The 17,445-nt window shown below is 65.5% G+C and carries 16 protein-coding genes; 11 read left to right on the forward strand and 5 right to left on the reverse strand.

The window, feature by feature from the left end:
* The first annotated feature begins 259 nt into the window (after positions 1 to 259).
* The 4 genes from minC (at position 260) to VGN93_RS21830 (ending at position 2,418) form a co-directional block, all read left to right on the forward strand.
* Positions 260 to 1,012: a septum site-determining protein MinC gene (minC, locus tag VGN93_RS21815; RefSeq protein ID WP_319314425.1), complete on the forward strand. Its 753-nt coding sequence runs from the start codon at positions 260 to 262 to the stop codon at positions 1,010 to 1,012.
* Between the two features lie 32 nt (positions 1,013 to 1,044).
* Positions 1,045 to 1,860, forward strand: coding sequence for a septum site-determining protein MinD (gene minD / locus VGN93_RS21820; RefSeq protein ID WP_319314423.1), 816 nt, complete (start codon positions 1,045 to 1,047; stop codon positions 1,858 to 1,860).
* A complete protein-coding gene (gene minE / locus VGN93_RS21825) occupies positions 1,857 to 2,120 on the forward strand; it encodes a cell division topological specificity factor MinE (protein WP_319314421.1) in 264 nt (87 codons plus the stop codon). The genes minD and minE overlap by 4 nt, the downstream gene beginning before the upstream one ends.
* Positions 2,121 to 2,211: 91 nt before the next feature.
* Positions 2,212 to 2,418, forward strand: a complete 207-nt coding sequence (locus VGN93_RS21830) for a hypothetical protein (RefSeq protein ID WP_319314419.1) — start codon at positions 2,212 to 2,214, stop codon at positions 2,416 to 2,418.
* A 118-nt stretch (positions 2,419 to 2,536) separates the two neighbouring features.
* On the opposite strand, the gene VGN93_RS21835 is transcribed toward VGN93_RS21830, so the two are convergent.
* The 4 genes from VGN93_RS21835 to VGN93_RS21850 are packed head-to-tail and all read right to left on the reverse strand — an operon-like array spanning position 2,537 to position 6,705.
* Positions 2,537 to 4,225, reverse strand: coding sequence for a glycerol-3-phosphate dehydrogenase/oxidase (locus VGN93_RS21835; protein ID WP_327509278.1), 1,689 nt, complete (start codon positions 4,223 to 4,225; stop codon positions 2,537 to 2,539).
* Between the two features lie 32 nt (positions 4,226 to 4,257).
* Complete coding sequence (locus VGN93_RS21840) at positions 4,258 to 5,034, reverse strand: DeoR/GlpR family DNA-binding transcription regulator (RefSeq protein WP_327509120.1); 777 nt, start codon at positions 5,032 to 5,034, stop codon at positions 4,258 to 4,260.
* Positions 5,031 to 6,566: an FGGY-family carbohydrate kinase gene (locus VGN93_RS21845; protein ID WP_327509121.1), complete on the reverse strand. Its 1,536-nt coding sequence runs from the start codon at positions 6,564 to 6,566 to the stop codon at positions 5,031 to 5,033. Before VGN93_RS21845 ends, VGN93_RS21840 begins: the two co-directional genes overlap by 4 nt.
* A gap of 13 nt (positions 6,567 to 6,579) precedes the next feature.
* The gene (locus VGN93_RS21850) at positions 6,580 to 6,705 is read right to left on the reverse strand and encodes a hypothetical protein (protein ID WP_327509122.1); all 126 of its coding nucleotides are present in this window, start codon (positions 6,703 to 6,705) and stop codon (positions 6,580 to 6,582) included.
* 377 nt (positions 6,706 to 7,082) lie between these two features.
* Here VGN93_RS21850 and VGN93_RS21855 point away from each other — a divergent pair, with 377 nt between their 5' ends.
* The 6 genes from VGN93_RS21855 (at position 7,083) to VGN93_RS21880 (ending at position 14,654) form a co-directional block, all read left to right on the forward strand.
* On the forward strand, positions 7,083 to 8,192 hold the full coding sequence (locus VGN93_RS21855) for a hypothetical protein (protein ID WP_327509123.1): 1,110 nt from the start codon (positions 7,083 to 7,085) through the stop codon (positions 8,190 to 8,192).
* A gap of 5 nt (positions 8,193 to 8,197) precedes the next feature.
* Complete coding sequence (gene asnB / locus VGN93_RS21860) at positions 8,198 to 10,153, forward strand: asparagine synthase (glutamine-hydrolyzing) (protein WP_327509124.1); 1,956 nt, start codon at positions 8,198 to 8,200, stop codon at positions 10,151 to 10,153.
* A 2-nt stretch (positions 10,154 to 10,155) separates the two neighbouring features.
* Entirely contained in the window at positions 10,156 to 10,410 is a 255-nt protein-coding gene (locus VGN93_RS21865) for an acyl carrier protein (RefSeq protein WP_327509125.1), read from the forward strand.
* 14 nt (positions 10,411 to 10,424) lie between these two features.
* Complete coding sequence (locus VGN93_RS21870) at positions 10,425 to 11,927, forward strand: class I adenylate-forming enzyme family protein (RefSeq protein ID WP_327509126.1); 1,503 nt, start codon at positions 10,425 to 10,427, stop codon at positions 11,925 to 11,927.
* Positions 11,924 to 12,886, forward strand: a complete 963-nt coding sequence (gene nadE / locus VGN93_RS21875) for an NAD(+) synthase (protein WP_327509127.1) — start codon at positions 11,924 to 11,926, stop codon at positions 12,884 to 12,886. The genes VGN93_RS21870 and nadE overlap by 4 nt, the downstream gene beginning before the upstream one ends.
* 151 nt (positions 12,887 to 13,037) lie before the next feature.
* Positions 13,038 to 14,654 carry a GMC family oxidoreductase gene (locus VGN93_RS21880; protein WP_327509128.1) on the forward strand — a complete coding sequence of 539 codons (1,617 nt, stop codon included), beginning with the start codon at positions 13,038 to 13,040 and terminating at the stop codon, positions 14,652 to 14,654.
* Here the strand turns inward: VGN93_RS21880 and VGN93_RS21885 are convergent.
* Positions 14,651 to 16,168, reverse strand: a complete 1,518-nt coding sequence (locus VGN93_RS21885; protein WP_327509129.1) for a PLP-dependent aminotransferase family protein — start codon at positions 16,166 to 16,168, stop codon at positions 14,651 to 14,653. The genes VGN93_RS21880 and VGN93_RS21885 overlap by 4 nt on opposite strands.
* A gap of 173 nt (positions 16,169 to 16,341) precedes the next feature.
* Between VGN93_RS21885 and VGN93_RS21890 the strand changes: the two genes are divergently transcribed.
* Positions 16,342 to 17,445 carry a mandelate racemase/muconate lactonizing enzyme family protein gene (locus VGN93_RS21890; protein ID WP_327509130.1) on the forward strand — a complete coding sequence of 368 codons (1,104 nt, stop codon included), beginning with the start codon at positions 16,342 to 16,344 and terminating at the stop codon, positions 17,443 to 17,445.

Raw genomic sequence — 17,445 nt, forward strand, 5'->3', positions numbered from 1 at the left:
AGCCCAATGCCGCCATCTGTGCCGCCGCTCGAATTGCGACATGGCGCCCTGCCGGATGGCAAATTTCGAGCACGCCACGGACGAAAAATCCGAAGTAAAAAATATTTCATTTTCAAAACATTAGCTGACATCACCATCTTCCGCGACGCCCATCCCGCGCGGATCGTCGCATCGTCATGCCTCGCGCCAGTTAGACCTGCGAATTAATGGTTTGTTAACCATTTCACCGTTACACCGAAGCAACCGAAAATTAACCAAGATGACTGACGTGTTAACTCAACCACGGCCGATCCGCCTCAAGGGGCGCTCCTTCCTCGCACTCGCCTTGACCCCGGAGCTTCCCTTCGAGGACTGGCTGGTGCGGCTCGACGACCTGGCTGCCCGTTCCGCCGGCTTCTTCCTGCGCCGCCCGGTGGTGCTCGATGTCGAGGGGCTGGACGTCGACCGTTCCGAGCTTCGCGAACTCGTCAGCCAGCTCAACGCCCGCAACGTGCGGGTCATGGGCATCGAAGGCGCGCGCTCTTCGCAGCTCGGCGCCGACATGCCGCCCGCGATGACCGATGGTCGCCCGACGGCCGACATCGAGGCCCCGGCAGCAGGCGAGACGGAAACGCAGGAACCCGCATCCAGCGTCGCGGTGGCGCCGATCAGTGCGCCGCCGGTCCAGACCGTCCCGATGGCGACGCCGTCGATTGTCGTGACCCGGCCCGTGCGCTCGGGGCAGTCCGTCTTCTTCCCCGAAGGCGACGTCACCATCATCGGCTCGGTCGCGTCCGGCGCGGAAGTCGTCGCCGGCGGCTCGGTCCACATCTACGGCCCGCTGCGCGGCCGGGTGATGGCCGGCACCACGGGCAACAGCTCGGCACGCATCTTCTGCCGCAAGCTCGAAGCGGAACTGATCGCCATCGACGGCTTCTACAAGACGGCGGACGACATGGAACCGGAACTGCGCGGCAAGGCGGTGCAGATCTGGCTGGAAGGCGAAACGATCAAGGCTGCAATACTCGGCTGAACCGAAGCGTGTTCACATAACTGGAGAGGTCAATGGGCAAGGTAATCGTGGTTACATCGGGCAAAGGCGGCGTCGGCAAGACGACGTCGACCGCGGCCCTCGGCGCCGCGCTGGCGCAAGGCGGCGACAAGGTCGTGGTCGTGGATTTCGACGTCGGCCTGCGCAATCTCGACCTCGTCATGGGTGCCGAACGCCGCGTCGTCTACGACCTCGTCAACGTCATCCAGGGCGAAGCCAAGCTGACCCAGGCGCTGATCCGCGACAAGCGCGTCGAGACGCTCTACCTGCTGCCCGCCTCACAGACCCGCGACAAGGATAACCTGACGCCGGAAGGTGTCGAGAAGGTCATCGCCGCCCTGAGGAACGCCTTCGACTGGGTCATCTGCGACAGCCCCGCCGGCATCGAACGCGGCGCCACGCTCGCCATGCGCCATGCGGATGTCGCCATCGTCGTCACCAATCCGGAAGTCTCGTCGGTACGCGACTCCGACCGCATCATCGGCTTGCTCGATTCCAAGACGCTGAAGGCCGAAAACGGCGAACGCATGGAAAAGCACCTGCTCCTCACCCGCTACGATGCCGCCCGCGCCGAGCGCGGCGACATGCTGAAGGTGGACGACGTGCTGGAAATCCTGTCGATCCCGCTGCTCGGCATCATTCCGGAAAGCACGGACGTGCTGCGCGCCTCCAATGTCGGCGCGCCGGTCACGCTCGCAGACAACCGCTGCGCACCCTCACTTGCCTATTTCGAGGCGGTTCGCCGGCTGAAGGGCGAAGACCTGCCGGTCACCATTCCGGGCGACAAGCGCAGCTTCCTCGGCAAGATCTTCGGAAGGAAAGCGGCATGAACCTGTTCCGTTTCTTTTCCCGCCCCCAATCGGCGCCCGCCGCGCGCGAGCGGCTGCAGGTGCTGCTCGCCCACGAGCGCGCCTCGACCGGCGACGTGGACCTCATCAACAAGCTGCGCGACGAAATCCTGAAGGCGATTTCGAAGCACATGCAGGTCGACGACGAGAAGGTCACCGTCAAGATGGAACGCGGCGCCCAGGTCTCGACGCTGGCCGTCGACATCGAAATCCCGTTCGACGCGGGCAAGAAGGCGGCCTGACGGCCGCCTCATTCTTCTGGCCATCCTGACCGATCCAGCACTTCAAAGGGCTTCCACCGACCACCACACACCATTCAGAGCAGGAGATATCATGAGCCGTTTCGCACTTCTGGAGAGACTGAAAGCAGTCCAGCAGATGCCCAAATATCAGGGGCGCGATATCACCACCATCAGCGCAGTGCTATCCAACCAGGCGCTCGCGCGGCATGTCGACGTCTGCGAACAGGCAGCCGGCATAGCCCCGCCGCCGATAACGACGGCCGGCAAAGCGGCCGGAACGCCGACAGCCTCCGCTTAAACGTTTCCGTCTTCCCGCAGGGCCGCATCGGTGATCGTATTGTCGACACCGAGTTCGCGGTCCGGCCGGAGACCCCAGGCGCTGGCGCGCGCCATCTTCTCGTCTTAACTCTCGGGCGTCATTTCAAATCAACGCCATGGAACGTCTTCAGCCGCTCGCGAACGGCCGCAATTTCATCGTTTTGACGGGTGGCGTCCCAGCCGAACGTCTCCGCTGTCTGTTGGGCCAAGGCCGCAACCAGCCGGGCCGTCAGCCGCCCGGTCACGGCGAGTGTGGTGCGGCGGAAAACGAGGTCGGAAAGCGAGCCGACCTGTTCGTTGCGCAGCACGTAGTCCACCTCGCCCGTGCTGTAGTCCGCCGCGTCGGGAAGCGATGCATCGCCCGGGAAGGCGGCGATATGGGCGGCGACCGCGCTTGCACCCGTGCCGTAGTGCGCGAGCAACTCGCCGATGCGGGCTTCGGGCAGGCCGCTTTCACGCGCGAGCTTCGCAATCCAGGCTTTGCGATCTCCATCGGTCTTCGGATAAGCCCGTCCGCCGCCGATGGCGAGGTCTCGGGTGGAAACCTTGCGCGTTTTGGAGAGGCGCGTGAGCAGCATGTCGGCAACCTCCTCCGCATAGCCGCGAAAGGTCGTCCATTTGCCGCCGACCAGCGAATAGACCGGATAGGGACGCCCCGCGACGGGTTCGAGGATCGGCGTCGCGTGGTCGCGCGTGATGAGGCCGGGGTCCTTGGCGTCCGACGCCGGCAGCGGGCGGATGCCGCTATAGACATAGACGAGTTGGTCGCGGCTAAAACGCAGCTTCGGCAGCAGCTTGCGCAGGCTTTCGAGCAGATAGTCCACCTCGTCGGCCTCGCAGCGCACCGTATCCGGATTGGCGGCCTTGATGTCGGTCGAGCCAGCCAGCGCGCGGCCGAGATATTCGAACACCAGACAAATACGCCCGTCATCCGCCTCGAAATAGATCATCCGCCCCTTCAGTTCCTTCAGGAGATCGGGGTGGTCGAGCAGGATATGCGAGCCCTTGGTGCCGCCGATCATGCGCGATGGCTCGCCGAGGATGGCGTTGACCTCGTCGATCCAGGGGCCTGCCGCGTTGACGACGATTTTCGGCCGCACGGTCGCGGCCGCCTCGCCGGTGAGGCTGTGCACGGTCAGCGCGCCATCTGCCGCGCGCTCCAGCCGGACATGGTTGAGCGCCGCGGAGCGTGGGCTATCGGCAAGGCCGTCGCGCACGAGTTCGAGGATCAGGCGCTCGGGATGGGTGACGGTGGCGTCGTAATAGGTGCCGGTCGCCACGATATCGGGCGTCAGCGCCGGCAGGTCGCGTAGCGACGCTGCCCGGCCGGCGGTCGAGTGTTTGGGCATGACGCGATGGCGGGCGCCGTAAAAATCGTACAGCATCAGGCCGATCTTGATCAGCAGGGCGCCACGGCTGCGCGGCGCGCTCTTCGAGCCGAAAAGGGTGCGCAAGGCGGCACCGATGCCCCTCGTCCAGGAGAAGATCGGGATCAGCGTCGGCAGCGGCTTGACGTAGTGCGGCGCATTGGCGAGCAGCAGGTTGCGCTCCAGCGTGGACTGCGCGACGAGGCGGAACTCGCCGGTTTCGAGATATTTGAGCCCGCCATGGATGAGACGCGAGGGCGCCGCACTCGTGCCGGCGGCATAGTCGTTCTTCTCGACGAGCAGGCAATCGAGCCCCTGGGCCGTCAGGTCGCGGAAGAGACCGGCCCCGTTCACGCCCGCGCCGACGATCAGCACATCGATCTCGCCGCGCGCTTCCATCGCCGCCATTCGTTCGTCCATGCCGCCGGGAAAGGCGGTTGTTGCAATCGCATTCATGTACTCTTGCCCACTTTCACGATTTCAAGTTTGACCCCGGCCTGTTTCAGCCGCGCCCGGTCGGCTTCGGGGACGCGGTCCGTCGTCAGCACGACGTCGAAGGCCGTGAGATCACCCAGCACATTGAGCGCGACCTTGCCGAATTTCGAGGAATCGACGAGCAGGATCGTGCGGCTGGACGACGCCATCATCGCCTGCTTGACCTTGGTGACCTGCGCGTCCTGGATGAAGGCCGTCACGCCGTCGATGGCGGAGGCCGAACAGAAGAGGACGTTGGCCCGCAGGCTCGCCACGGCCTTTTCACAGGTGATACCGATATAGGCATTGTAATTGCGGTGATATTTGCCGCCGAGGCTGATCAGTTCCACCTCGTCGGCATCGATCAGCTTGCCGGCCGAGACATAGCTGTTGGTGATGACGGTGAGCGGATGGGCCTCCGGCAGCAGGTCGGCGAGCGCGCAGGCCGTCGACGAATCGTCGAGCATCACTGCCTGCCCCGCCTCGACATAGGCCATGGCGGCGCGTGCGAGCGCTTCCTTCTCGGCCTTGCCGATCGTCTCGCGGTAGCGGAACGTGCTTTCGTAGAGGCCGGAGGGCTGGACCGTGACCATGCCATGCAGCTTGCGCAGCACGCCCTGCTGGGCGAGCGCATCGATATGGCGGTGGATGGTCATGCGCGACACGCCAAAATGCTCGACGAGGTCCTCCATACGGGCCTGGCCGGCCCGCATGATATAATCGGCAATCTCCTCGCGCCGTGCTTCCGCCTTCATCCCCGGGCCTCCCCTGACCGTTTTGCGAGGTCCTCGATGGCCCGCCACTGGGGCGACATCGCATCCGCAAGCTGTCTATAGAGATTGTAGCGCTCGGCAAGTTCAGCGCCGCGCACCGGATCGGGCTCGTGCGAACGCAGGATGCGGGTGGTGGTGGCCGCCCCCTCCTCCGCGCTCGGATAGAGGCCGACCGCGGCACCCGCGACAAGCGCCGCACCCCAGGCGGCCGCTTCATCCGCGGAGGAAACATCCACAACAAGCCCTGTCGCATCGGCAAACATCTGCGCCAGAACAGCGCTGCGGGCACCGCCACCGCTGATGCGCAGACGCTTCACCGGAACCGCGGAGAGCAGGTCGTCGATATGGAGCTTGTGGTTGAAGACGATGCCTTCCAGCACGGCCTTCAAGAGGTCGCCGCGCTCGTGCCAGCCGTGCACGCCGAAGAAGCCGGCGCTCGCCCCACTGCCGAAGGGCGAGCCGAAGAGGAAGGGGTGAAAGAGGATGTCCGACGGCTTTTCCAGGGCGCGGTCGAGTTCCGGCCGCAGCAGGGTGTGGATGTCGGTGCCTTCACGCTCGGCCTTTTCCAGAAGGTCGCGGCAGAAATTGTCGAGGAACCAGTCGTAGTTGGCGGTGGAGGCCGGCGAGATCGCCATGGAATTCCACCAGCCCTTGCGAATGCCGTTGCGGCAGAACCAGCGCGGATCGACCATCGGCGTTTCGGTGACCAGTTCGTTGATGGAATAGGTGCCGGCAACCACCGCAAGCGCACCCGGCGCATGGCCGCCGATGCCAAGCGCCGAGGCCGTCACGTCATGCAGGCCGGCGGCGACCGACGTGCCCTCGACAAGGCCTGTCGCCTCCGCCGCCGCCCGCGTCACCGTGCCGACAATCTCGTCCGGCCGCGAGACGGGCGCCAAGGCCGGCCAGAGATCGCCGAGCCCGAAAACCTCCAGCGCCGCCGGGTCATAGGCCTGCGTGCGCACATCGGTAAAACTCGTGCTCGCCTCGGTCAGGTCCGTGCCGACGACGCCCGTCAAGCAGAAGCGCAGCCAGTCCTTGCAGGTGAAGACGTGGCCGATGGCGCGGTAACGCTCCGGCTCGTGCTGTTTGATATGCGCAAGCAGCGCCGAAGGTGCCGAGGCATGCGCGGTCTGGCCGGTCAATTCCAGCGCCTTGCGGGCAACGCCGTCCTTCTCCCATCCTTCGATGATCGCGCCGGCGCGGCTGTCGAGCGAGAGAATGCCCGGGCCGAGCGGCCGTTTTTCACGATCGAGCAGGTAGAGGCCGTCGCCATGGGCGGTTGCCGCGATCGCCTTGATGTCGGCGGCCGGGCGACCACTTTTTTCGATCGCCTCGCGGATCGCCTCGGCGGTTGCCGTCCACAGGCCGGCCATGTCGCGCTCGACATGGCGCGGTGCCGGGAAGGATTGCGGGACGCGCCGGCGCGCCACCGCGATCGGCGTGCCGTCCTCTTCGAAAAGGACGGCCTTGGTGACCGTCAGGCCGTTATCGATGCCCAGAAGCAGCGCCATGTTCGTTTCTCCGTCAGGTCCGGTTTGCACGCAGGGCGAAACGGTCCTGCAGGCTGGCAAGATAGATGGCGATGAGCAGCACCAGGAACAGGCCGAGCACCATGCAGCCGAGCGGCGCGGCTGCCCACAGAACGCTCATGATTTTCTGCCGAGCCGTCGCAGCCCGCTTCATGGGTTTCGATCTTGATGCCTGGATTGTCCTTGGCGATAGCCGCAGTCGACAGCGAAAGGGCAGGCGTCATCGCTGACAGAGCTGTCGGCAACGTCCTGTCTTTCATAATTCTTCTCCGAATGCGCTCTCTTCGTCCAGCGCTATTTGTAACGTATATAGATGTGAATTTACCGTCAAGTATCGTTACAAATTTTAGATGTGCAATCAAGCAACCGATCCGCCCTGACGTTATGCCGCAGCCGCAGGTTTGCGCCTTGACCCTTTGTTCACGCTCCTCGCGTAAACAGATCGAGGCGGCTTTTTCCGCCGACACCGCTATGGGAACAGGTTCTGCGTGGGTCGCGATGTCGAGCGTACGTTCATTTGAGGTCGGGGATGTCGGTGCAGTCGCGGATCTGTTCCAGCGCCTGCTGCGCAAGAGCGGCGAGCCGGCAAGCGACGACCTGAAGGCCTATCTTAGCAAACTCTTCCTCGATTTCGCCGCAGGCGAGCCGGATATCCGCTCGCGCGTCCATCTGCGCGCCGACGGCAGCGTCTCCGGTTTCATCGGCGTGCTGCCGGTCGAGATGGAATTCGAGGGCCGCCGGCTTCGCGCCGCCAATTGCGGCACCTTCGCCTGCGACGACCGCGACAACGACCCCTTCGCCGGCGCCCGCCTGCTGCGCGACGTGCTCTCCGGCCCGCAGGACCTCTCCTTCACCGAAACCTCGAACGACGTTTCCACCGACATGTGGCGCAGCATGCGCGCCACCGTTCTCGCCCCCTACAGCCTCGAATGGCTGCGCATCCTGCGCCCCGCCGCCTTCGCGCTGGAAGCCGCCGCCGGGCGCCTGTCCGCCCTGAAACTGTTCGGCCCGGTGGCGAGGGGCATCGATGCCACGCTCTTCCGGCGCGGCGAGAAACAGGCCTGGTCCCACTACATTCCGCTCGCCGGCAAGGCGGATGCGCTTGTCGACACGCCGGCGACGGACGCGGAATTTGCCGGCCTGTGCCAGGAGTTCGTGCGCCAGTATGCGCTTCGCCCCGTCTGGGACCGGCCGATCGTGGAAGCCATGCTTGGCCACGCCGCACGCAAGGCGCTGCACGGCGAGCGGGTCCAGCATGTCGTGAAAACCAGGTCCGGCAAGGCGATCGGCCTCTATCTCTATTACGGCAATGCCGGCGGCATCGGCCGCACGGTGCAGGTTCTGGCCGAGCCGGGGCAGGAATCGATCGTCATCGACTGCCTGATGCGCAACGCCCATGCGCGCGGCCTTTCCGCCATCCGCGGCCGCACGCAGCCTATGCTGCTGCAGGCGATGATCGGCAAGAAATGCGCCTTCCTGCACACGTCCTCGACCATCGTGCATAGCCGCCACCCCGATCTCCTCGCTGCCATGACGAGCGGCCAGGTCTTCCTCAACGGCCTTGCCGGGGAAGGCTGGACGCGCCTCATCGGCGATCGTTTCGGATAACGGCCATGTGCGGGATCGCCGGATATCATGGAGGAAACATCGCGCCCGAGCGGGCGGCGGACTACCTCCGCCGCATGGTCGCAGCACTGCGGCACCGCGGGCCGGACGCGGAAGGCATCGTGATCCGCGGTGACACCGGCCTTGCCCATAGCCGGCTTTCCATCGTCGGGCTTGCCGATGGCGCCCAGCCGATGGCGAGCGAGGACGAAACGCTCGCCGTCTCCTTCAACGGTGAGATCTTCAACTATGTCGAGCTGCGCGACGACCTGAAGGCCCGCGGCCATCGCTTCCGCACGACCTCCGACACCGAGGTGCTGCTCGCCGCCTATGCCGAGAAGGGTCTCGATTGCCTCGCCGATTTCAACGGCGACTTCGCATTCGCCCTCCATGACGAGCGGACCCGCACGCTTGTTCTCGCCCGCGACCGCATGGGCGTGCGCCCGCTTTTCTACACGCAGCATGACGGCGCCCTGTTCTTCGCTTCCGAGATCAAGGCGCTGCTGGCGCTTCCCGGCATGACGGCCGAGATCGATCCGCTGGCGCTCGACCAGATCTTTACGCTCTGGTGCCCGATCCCGCCGCGCACCGCCTATCGCAACATCCACGCGCTGCCGCCCGGCCATGTGATGATCGTCGCGGATGGCGGGCGCACGATCCGGCCATGGTGGCAACTCTCCTATCCCGACCGCAACGACGCGCCGCCGGCAGGTTCGATGGACGACCAGACCGAGGCGTTGCGCGCGCTGCTCGACGACGCGACCCGCATCCGCCTACGCGCCGACGTGCCGGTCGGCGCCTATCTCTCCGGCGGCCTCGATTCCTCGCTGATCGCGGCGCTTGCTGCGAAAACGGTGACGCACGGCCTCAAAACCTTCTCGCTGACCTTCCGCAGCGCGGAGCACGACGAAAGCGCCTGGCAGCGCCAGATGGCAGCCTCGCTCGGCGTGCTATCCGACAGCGTCGAATGCACCACAACGGCAATCGCCGAGCATCTGCCGGACGTCATGCGCCACATCGAATGTCCGATCCTGCGCACCGCCCCCGTGCCGCTCGCTCTTCTCTCGGCGCGGGTGCGCGAACAGGGCATGAAGGTGGTGCTCACCGGCGAGGGTGCGGACGAGATTTTCGCCGGCTACGATCTTTTTCGCGAGGCCCGGATCCGGCGTTTCTGCGGCCGGCAACCGGAATCGCCTCGGCGACCCCGGCTCTTCCAGCGGCTATACCCCTACCTGCCGGGCCTCAAGCAGCAATCGCCCGAATATCTCGCACGCTTCTTCGCCTTCGGCGCCGAGGCGCTCGACGATCCGCTTTACTCCCACCGCCCGCGCTTCCGCTCCACGGCCGCGGCAAAGCTGTTCTTCTCCGCCGATCTCCGGCAGGTCATCGGCGACTACGACGCCGCGGCCGACCTCGCTGCACAACTGCCGGCCGATTTCCGCCGCTGGCATCCGCTGCACCAGGCGCAATATCTCGAAACGGCCTTCCTTTTGCCCGGCTATATCCTCTCCAGCCAGGGCGACAGGGTGATGATGGCGAATGCGGTGGAAGGCCGCTTTCCCTACCTCGACCACCGCGTCGTCGCCTTCGCGACAAGTCTTTCGCCGGATGCCAAGCTCAACGGCCTTCGGGAAAAACACATCCTCAAGCAAGTCGCGCGCGGCCTCGTGCCCGCCGCCATCATCGACCGCCCGAAACAGCCCTACCGGGCGCCGGACAGCGAAGTCTTCGCCGGGCCTGCGACACCCACCTATCTCGACGCCGTCCTGTCGCCGGAACGGCTTGAGGAAAGCGGGCTGTTCAACGTCCAGGCGGTGGGCAAGCTCAAGGAAAAAGTCCTCAAAGGCCAAGTCACCGGGTTCCGCGACAATGCGGCCTTCATCGGCATCCTGTCGACGGAACTTCTGCGCGGCCCCAGCGCCGCGCGACCACACCTCGCTTCATCAGAGATCGGGAAACACTAAAAATGTCCGACGACACCAGAGCCGCCATCCGCACCTTCATCGTGGATAATTTCCTGTTCGGCGACACCGGCCACCCGCTGCCCGCCGACCTGTCGCTGATCGACAACGACCTCGTCGATTCGACCGGCATTCTCGAACTCGTCGGTTTCCTCGAGGAGCATTTCGCCATCACGGTCGCCGACGCCGATATCGTGCCGGCCAATCTCGACACGATCGAGAGGATAGCCGGTTTCATCGCCCGCAAGCAGGCAGCCTGACGGCAGAGCCGGCCATGCGGATCGAGCGGTATCTTCAGGACAGTGCCAGCCGCGACGGCGCCAGGACGGCGATCGTCTCGGGCGATGTGCGCCTGAGCTACGACCAGTTCCTCGACCGCGCCGCCCGCCTGGCGACGACGCTGCGCAGCCACGGCGTCGGACGGGGCGACCGCGTTCTCATTCTGCTCGACAATGGCTGGCAGGCCGCCGTCGCGGTTTTTGCCACCTGGATCGCCGGTGCGGTGATCTGCCCGGTCAATCCGGCGACCAGGAGTGCTCGGCTGTCGCAGATCGTGCGGGATTGCACCCCCGCAATGGCGATCGTGGAAGGCCGGCTCGAAAAACGCGTCGAGGACGTCGTCTCCTTGCCCCGCCTGGTGATCGGTGACGGGGGGAGTTTCGATGCCGGGCTCGGATCCTTGCCGTTGGTTTCCGAGCCATTGCCGGATACGGATCTCGCGGCGCTGATTTATACGTCCGGCTCGACCGGCGAACCGAAAGGCGTGATGCTCGCCCACGACAATATCGACGCCGCGGCCCGCTCGATCACCACCTATCTCGAAAACCGGGCCGCCGACACCATCCTCGTCGTGCTGCCGATGTCCTTCGGCTACGGGCTCAACCAGCTCGTTACCGCGATGCTCACCGGCGCGACGCTGGTCATCGAAAAATCCTTCGCGTTTCCGCAAGCGATCTTCGAACGGATCCGCGAGGAAGGTGTCACCGGCTTTCCGCTCGTGCCGGCAATGGCCGCGATGATGATGCAGGCCCGCGACCTCGATCCTGCGCTCTTCGCCAGCCTGCGCTACGTGACGAGTGCCGCGGCCCCCCTGCCGCTCGCCCATCTCGACGGGCTGCGCGCGCGCCTGCCGCATGTCCGCTTCTATTGCATGTACGGCCAGACCGAATGCACCCGCGCCACCTTTCTGCCGCCGGACGAGATCGATGCCCGGCGCGGATCGGTCGGCATCGCCATACCGGGCACGCGCGCCGAGGTGGTGGACGAGGCAGGCGCGCCGGTGCCTCCCGGGACGGTCGGCGAACTGGTGGTCGGCGGGCCGCATGTCATGCGCGGCTACTGGCGGAACGCGGCCGCGACCCGCCGTGCGCTGCGGCCCGATCCGAAGACCGGTGCGCTGCGCCTGCACACCGGTGATCTCTTCACCGCCGATGCGGACGGCTACCTCACCTTCGTCGCGCGTACGGACGACATCATCAAGTCGCGCGGCGAGAAGGTCGCACCGCAGGCGGTGGAGGAGGTGCTGTGCCGCATGCCCGGCATCGCTGAAGCATTGGTTGTCGGCGTTCCGCACGAGGTGCTTGGACAGGCCGTGAAGGCGATCATTGTCGCCTCCGACCCGGCGCTGACCGAGCGGGACATCCTGCGCTTCTGCGCGCAGAATCTCGAAGACCACATGGTTCCGAAGAGCGTCGAGTTCCGCACCTCACTGCCCCGAACCGATTCCGGAAAGGCAAGCCGCCGGCTTGCCGCCACCACGACAGGATCGACCACATGAACACCCCCTCCTTCGCCCCGCTCGTGCTCGACCCCGCCGCCGAGATTGAGCGCATCACCGGCTGGATGCGCGAGCGGCTGCGGCTCGACCTGCGCAAGCGCGGGCTGGTGCTCGGCCTTTCCGGCGGCATCGATTCCAGCCTCTGCGCGGCGCTTGCCGTGCGCGCGCTCGGCGCGAAAAACGTCTTTGCCCTCTTCATGCCGGAAAATGACTCCGACCCGGAAAGCCTGCGGCTCGGGCGCAGCGTGGCCGAGACATTCGGCATCGACAGCATTCTGGAGGATATCGGGCCGTCGCTTGCCGCCATGGGCTGCTATACGCGCCGCGACGCCTTCATCCGCGAGGCGGTGCCGGAATACCGGGACGGCTGGGCCTCCAAGATCGTCTTCGACAATCCGATGACGACGGGCGGCTACAACATCTCCTCGCTCGTCGTGCGCTCGCCGGAGGGCGAGATGCGCAAGGTACGGCTCCCGGCGAGCGCCTATCTCGGCATCGTGGCGGCAACCAACATGAAGCAGCGCACCCGCAAGCAGCTCGAATATTACCATGCCGACCGGCTGAACTTCGCCGTGCTCGGCACGCCGAACCGGCTGGAATACGACCAGGGTTTCTTCGTCAAGAATGGCGACGGTGCCGCCGATATCAAGCCGATCGCCCACCTCTACAAGTCACAGGTCTACCAGCTCGCCGCCCATCTCGGCGTACCGGCCGAAATCCTCGCCCGCCCGCCGACAACCGACACCTATTCGCTGCCGCAAACGCAGGAGGAATTCTACTTCGCCCTGCCCTACGACAAGATGGACATCTGCCTCTACGGGCTGGAGCACGCCCTGCCGCCGTCAACGATCGCGGCGGCGACGGGCCTCAAGGAAGGCGAAGTCGAGCTGGTCTGGGCGGATATCGCCGCGAAACGCAAGGTCGCCCGCTACCTGCACGCCGCCCCGCTCGTGCCGTGAGCCGGCTGTCCGTGCCGGTGAAGACGACCTCCAGACCTTGCTGCCACGACGGACTGGTATCCTGAACCTTTCGCAATGGACGCTGACGCGAAGGCCAATTGCGATATAGCAATAGGCCTGGACATCGCATGGCGGGAGACCTGGCAGGGATATGGAAGACTTCGACTACGTGATCGTCGGCGCGGGCTCGGCGGGCTGCGTGCTGGCGAACCGGCTTTCGGAAAACAGCACATACCGCGTGGCGCTGCTGGAGGCCGGCGGTGGCGATCTGAATTTCTGGGTGCGCATGCCGATCGGCTACGGCAAGGCCTTCTACCACGACACATTGAACTGGAAGTACCTGACCGAACCGGTCCCCGGCTTCGCCGACCGCCAAAGCTACTGGCCGCGCGGAAAAGTGCTCGGCGGGTCGAGCTCGATCAACGCCATGGTCTTCATCCGCGGCCAGGCGCAGGATTTCGATGGATGGCGCGCGCTCGGCAATCCTGGCTGGGGCTATGACGACGTGCTGCCCGTCTTCAAGCGCATGGAAGACAATGTCGCGGGCGCCGATCCCTGGCGCGGTGCGGGCGGGCCGGTGACGGTCACCAACATCGAGAAGGTCGTGCATCCGCTTTGCGAAAACTACCTCGCCGGCGGCATCGAGGCCGGGCTGACGCGCAACGGAGATTTCAACGGCGCGATGCAGGAAGGCATCGGCATCTACCAGATTACCACGCGCAACGGTTTTCGTTGTTCGACTGCGACGGCCTATCTGGCGCATGCCCGCAAGCGGGCGAACCTGCATGTGATCAAGGCTGCACATGTTACGAACGTGCTGTTCGAGGGGCGCCGCGCGAAGGGCGTCGAATACCGGCGGGGCAACGAAATCCGCCAGATCCGCGCGCGCCGCGAGGTGATCCTCTCCGCCGGTGCGGTGAACACGCCGCAGATCCTGCAACTTTCCGGCATCGGTGACCCTGCCCTTCTCAAGCGCCACGGCCTCGAGGTCGTGCACGCGGCCGATCAGGTTGGCCGCAACCTGCAGGACCATATCGGCTTCGACCATCTCTACGCGAGCCAGCGGCCGACGCTGAACGACGTCCTGCGCCCGTGGTGGGGCCGGTTGGCCGTCGGCCTGCGTTACGTGCTGACGAGGAGCGGCCCCCTATCGCTCAGCGTCAATCAGGGCGGCGGTTTCTTCCGCACCGGCCCGGAGCGCACGCGGCCGAACATGCAGCTCTATTTCTCGCCCGTCAGCTATACGCGGGCGATCCCCGGCCGGCGTGCGCTGATGAGCCCGGACCCGTTCTCCGGCTTCCTCGTCGGCGTCTCCAATTGCCACCCGACCAGCCGCGGAGAATTGGGCATCCGCTCCGCCGATCCTTTCGCCGCACCGGAAATCCGGCCGAATTATCTCTCGACGGAGGAGGATGTGCAGGAACTCTTGGAAGCCGCGCATTTCCTGCGGCGGCTGGCCGGAACCGGACCGATGCGCGAGATCATCAAGCACGAGATCAAGCCCGGCGCCGACATCACCCGCGACGAGGACCTGGTCGCGGATATCCGCCAGCGCTCCGGCTCGGTGTTCCACCCCTGCGGCACCTGCGCCATGGGGCCGGAGCCGGCGACGTCGGTGGTCGATCCGCGCCTGCGGGTGCATGGCATAGATGGGCTGCGCGTCGTCGACGCCTCGATCTTTCCGCGCATCACCGCCGGCAATATCAACGCACCGACGATCATGGTGGGCGAAAAGGGCGCCGACCTCATCCTGGCCGACGCCCGCTAAGCGGTCAGACGGCCCTTCGCCTGTTCCTTGCGCATCTCTTTCAGGGTCAGCGCGAGCGTCTCCGCAGCGTTCGCGATCATGCGTGGCGGGGCGGAGCTGAAGCCGAGAATCAGACCGCGCTGGCTGACCGGGGTGATTGCAAACCGGCTGATCGGCGAGACGAGCACGTTGCGCTCAGCGGCACGGCGGGCGACGGCGAGCTCGTCGAAATCCGGGGCGAGGCGTCCGACCGTATGAAACCCCGTTTCCGTCGGGGCCACTTCCAGCATGCCGCCGAGGTGTTTTTCAGCAACGTCGAGCAGCGCCTGGAGTCGTTCGGCATAGACCCGGCGCATGCGGCGGATGTGGCTGGAAAAGTGCCCGCACTCGATGAAATTCGCGACGACCGATTGCAGGCTGGCGGCGGAGCCCTGCAACGTCGCCCCGGCGATCCGGTAGAAGATATCGACCAGCTCGGGCGGCGCCACCACGTAGCCGAGGCGAAGGGCGGCGAACAGGGTTTTGGAAAAACTGCCGACATAGATGACGCGGCCCGACGCATCGACGCTTTTCAGCGTCGGCGGCGGATGGCCGGCATAGTGGAACTCGCCGACATAATCGTCCTCGATGATCCAGGCCCCCGCCCGCTCCGCCGCGCGCAACAGCTCGAAGCGGCGCTGGAGGCTCATCGTCACGCCGAGCGGGTGCTGGTGGGCGGGGGTGACGAAGGCGAGGCGGAAATCCGGCGCGACCTCCAGCCCCTCGGCAACATTGATGCCCTCCTCGTCGATGCCGAGCGGCACGAGTTTGGCGCCCGAGGAGATGAGGCTGTTGCGTGCACCGATCGCGCCGGGATTCTCGATCCACACCGTATCGCCGGGGTCGAGCAGCGTGTTGCCGATGCGGTTGAAGGCATCCTGCGCGCCGTTGAAGATGAAAACCTGCTCGGGCTCGCAGGTGATGCCGCGGTTGGCGCGCAGATGCATCGCCACCGCCCGGCGCAGCTCCATCAGCCCTTCGGGCGCGGGATAGCCGAGCAGCAGGTTGCGCGGCTGGCGCCAATAGCGCGTCACCATGCTGGCCCACAGCGCCATCGGGAATTCGTCGAAAGCCGGAATGCCGGTGATGAAGGGCCGTGGGTTTTCCGGATGCGCCAGGCGGGGAAAGTAGTGTTCCGACGCATCGGCGCTGAGTTGCGCGAGGCGCGGCGGGCTGCGGATCTCGTCCAGGCTGCTCTTCGGCGGGGCGACGGGTCGGCCGTCGCGAAGCGTATCGGCGACATAGGCCCCGGCGCCGATGCTGGAGCGGATCAGCCCCTCGGCGGCGAGCTGCTCGTAAACGCTGATCGCCGTGGTGCGCGACACCGCGTGATCCTTCGCGAGCGTCCGGCTGGAAGGCAGGCGCTCGCCGGGCGGCAGTTCGCCCGACAGGATCATTTCCCGGAGCGCCGAGCAGAGCTGCGTGCTGATCGGCGTGCGGGACGTGCGGTCGAAATGCAACGACGGCAGCAGCGCCCCGCCCGGATACTTCACCATGTCCCACTCCCGCCCTGTCGTCCGCCCGCAATAATGGTCCGCTACATAAAGCAAAGTGGACCTTACCACTCAAAGACTTTGCGATGATTGTCATACCAATTCGCGGCGTCAAGTGGCCATTCCACATTACGCCATCCGCCAGCCAGATTGGCCCAAGGACACGTTAGAGCGTCATGAAGATCAAGCGCATCGAGACCTTCTGCAACCGGTATGTCGGCTTCGTCCGGATGACCGACGAGACCGGTGCGACCGGCTGGGGCCAGGTTTCGACCTACAATTCCGACATCACCTCCGAAGTGCTGCACCGCCAGGTCGCGCCCTATACGATCGGCGCCGAGATCGTCGACCTGGACGACCATCTCGACCGCATCTTCGAGCGCGAGCACAAGTTTCCGGGCTCCTATCTCTACCGCGCCATGTGCGGCCTCGACACCGCGATCTGGGACCTGCGCGGCAAACAGGCCGGCAAGCCGGTGGCCGCGCTGCTCGGCGGTTCCGCCGGCCCGCTGCGCGCCTATGCCTCCTCGATGAAGCGCGACATCACGCCGGCAGACGAGGCCGAGCGCTTCAGGCGGCTGCGCGGCGAATTCGGGTTTGATGCCTTCAAGTTCCGCGTCGGCGCGGAATGCGGGCGCAACCAGGACGAATGGCCGGGCCGCACGGAAGAGATCATCCCGACGATCGCCAGGGCCGTCGGCGACGGTGCCGACCTGCTGGCCGATGCCAATTCCTGCTACTCGCCGGCCCGTGCCATCGAGGTCGGGAAGATCATGCAGGACAACGGCCTCGTGCATTACGAGGAGCCCTGCCCCTATTGGGAGCTCGAACAGACCAGGGAAGTGGCCGACGCGCTCGACATGGACGTGACGGGCGGCGAGCAGGATTGCGATCTGCCGACCTGGCGCCGCATGATCGAAATGAAGGCTGTCGATATCGTGCAGCCCGACATCTGCTATCTCGGCGGCATCAGCCGCACCTTGCGCGTGGCCCGCATGGCGGAAGCAGCCGGAATTCCGGTGACGCCGCATGCCGCCAACCTCTCCATGGTGACGCTCTTCACCATGCACCTGCTGCGCGCCATTCCGAATGCCGGCAAATATCTCGAATTCTCGATCGAGGGCGAGGACTATTACCCCTGGCAGGACGGCCTGTTCCGCAAGTCGCCCTATGACATCGTCGACGGCAAGGCGACCGTGACGGACGAACCCGGCTGGGGCGTGGAAATCGACCCGGAATGGCTCGCCAAGTCGAGCTACCAGGCCAGCGAGGCGAACTGA

This window comes from Shinella sp. (assembly GCF_035998705.1).
Lineage (GTDB): Bacteria > Pseudomonadota > Alphaproteobacteria > Rhizobiales > Rhizobiaceae > Shinella.

What these genes read in the sequence shown, in the direction of transcription:
- minC (WP_319314425.1), top strand. Translation starts at nt 260, where the DNA reads ATGACTGACGTGTTAACTCAACCACGGCCGATCCGCCTCAAGGGGCGC.
- minD (WP_319314423.1), top strand. Translation starts at nt 1,045, where the DNA reads ATGGGCAAGGTAATCGTGGTTACATCGGGCAAAGGCGGCGTCGGCAAG.
- minE (WP_319314421.1), top strand. Translation starts at nt 1,857, where the DNA reads ATGAACCTGTTCCGTTTCTTTTCCCGCCCCCAATCGGCGCCCGCCGCG.
- VGN93_RS21830 (WP_319314419.1), top strand. Translation starts at nt 2,212, where the DNA reads ATGAGCCGTTTCGCACTTCTGGAGAGACTGAAAGCAGTCCAGCAGATG.
- VGN93_RS21835 (WP_327509278.1), bottom strand. Translation starts at nt 4,225, where the DNA reads ATGGACGAACGAATGGCGGCGATGGAAGCGCGCGGCGAGATCGATGTG.
- VGN93_RS21840 (WP_327509120.1), bottom strand. Translation starts at nt 5,034, where the DNA reads ATGAAGGCGGAAGCACGGCGCGAGGAGATTGCCGATTATATCATGCGG.
- VGN93_RS21845 (WP_327509121.1), bottom strand. Translation starts at nt 6,566, where the DNA reads ATGGCGCTGCTTCTGGGCATCGATAACGGCCTGACGGTCACCAAGGCC.
- VGN93_RS21850 (WP_327509122.1), bottom strand. Translation starts at nt 6,705, where the DNA reads ATGAGCGTTCTGTGGGCAGCCGCGCCGCTCGGCTGCATGGTGCTCGGC.
- VGN93_RS21855 (WP_327509123.1), top strand. Translation starts at nt 7,083, where the DNA reads ATGTCGAGCGTACGTTCATTTGAGGTCGGGGATGTCGGTGCAGTCGCG.
- asnB (WP_327509124.1), top strand. Translation starts at nt 8,198, where the DNA reads ATGTGCGGGATCGCCGGATATCATGGAGGAAACATCGCGCCCGAGCGG.
- VGN93_RS21865 (WP_327509125.1), top strand. Translation starts at nt 10,156, where the DNA reads ATGTCCGACGACACCAGAGCCGCCATCCGCACCTTCATCGTGGATAAT.
- VGN93_RS21870 (WP_327509126.1), top strand. Translation starts at nt 10,425, where the DNA reads ATGCGGATCGAGCGGTATCTTCAGGACAGTGCCAGCCGCGACGGCGCC.
- nadE (WP_327509127.1), top strand. Translation starts at nt 11,924, where the DNA reads ATGAACACCCCCTCCTTCGCCCCGCTCGTGCTCGACCCCGCCGCCGAG.
- VGN93_RS21880 (WP_327509128.1), top strand. Translation starts at nt 13,038, where the DNA reads ATGGAAGACTTCGACTACGTGATCGTCGGCGCGGGCTCGGCGGGCTGC.
- VGN93_RS21885 (WP_327509129.1), bottom strand. Translation starts at nt 16,168, where the DNA reads ATGGTGAAGTATCCGGGCGGGGCGCTGCTGCCGTCGTTGCATTTCGAC.
- VGN93_RS21890 (WP_327509130.1), top strand. Translation starts at nt 16,342, where the DNA reads ATGAAGATCAAGCGCATCGAGACCTTCTGCAACCGGTATGTCGGCTTC.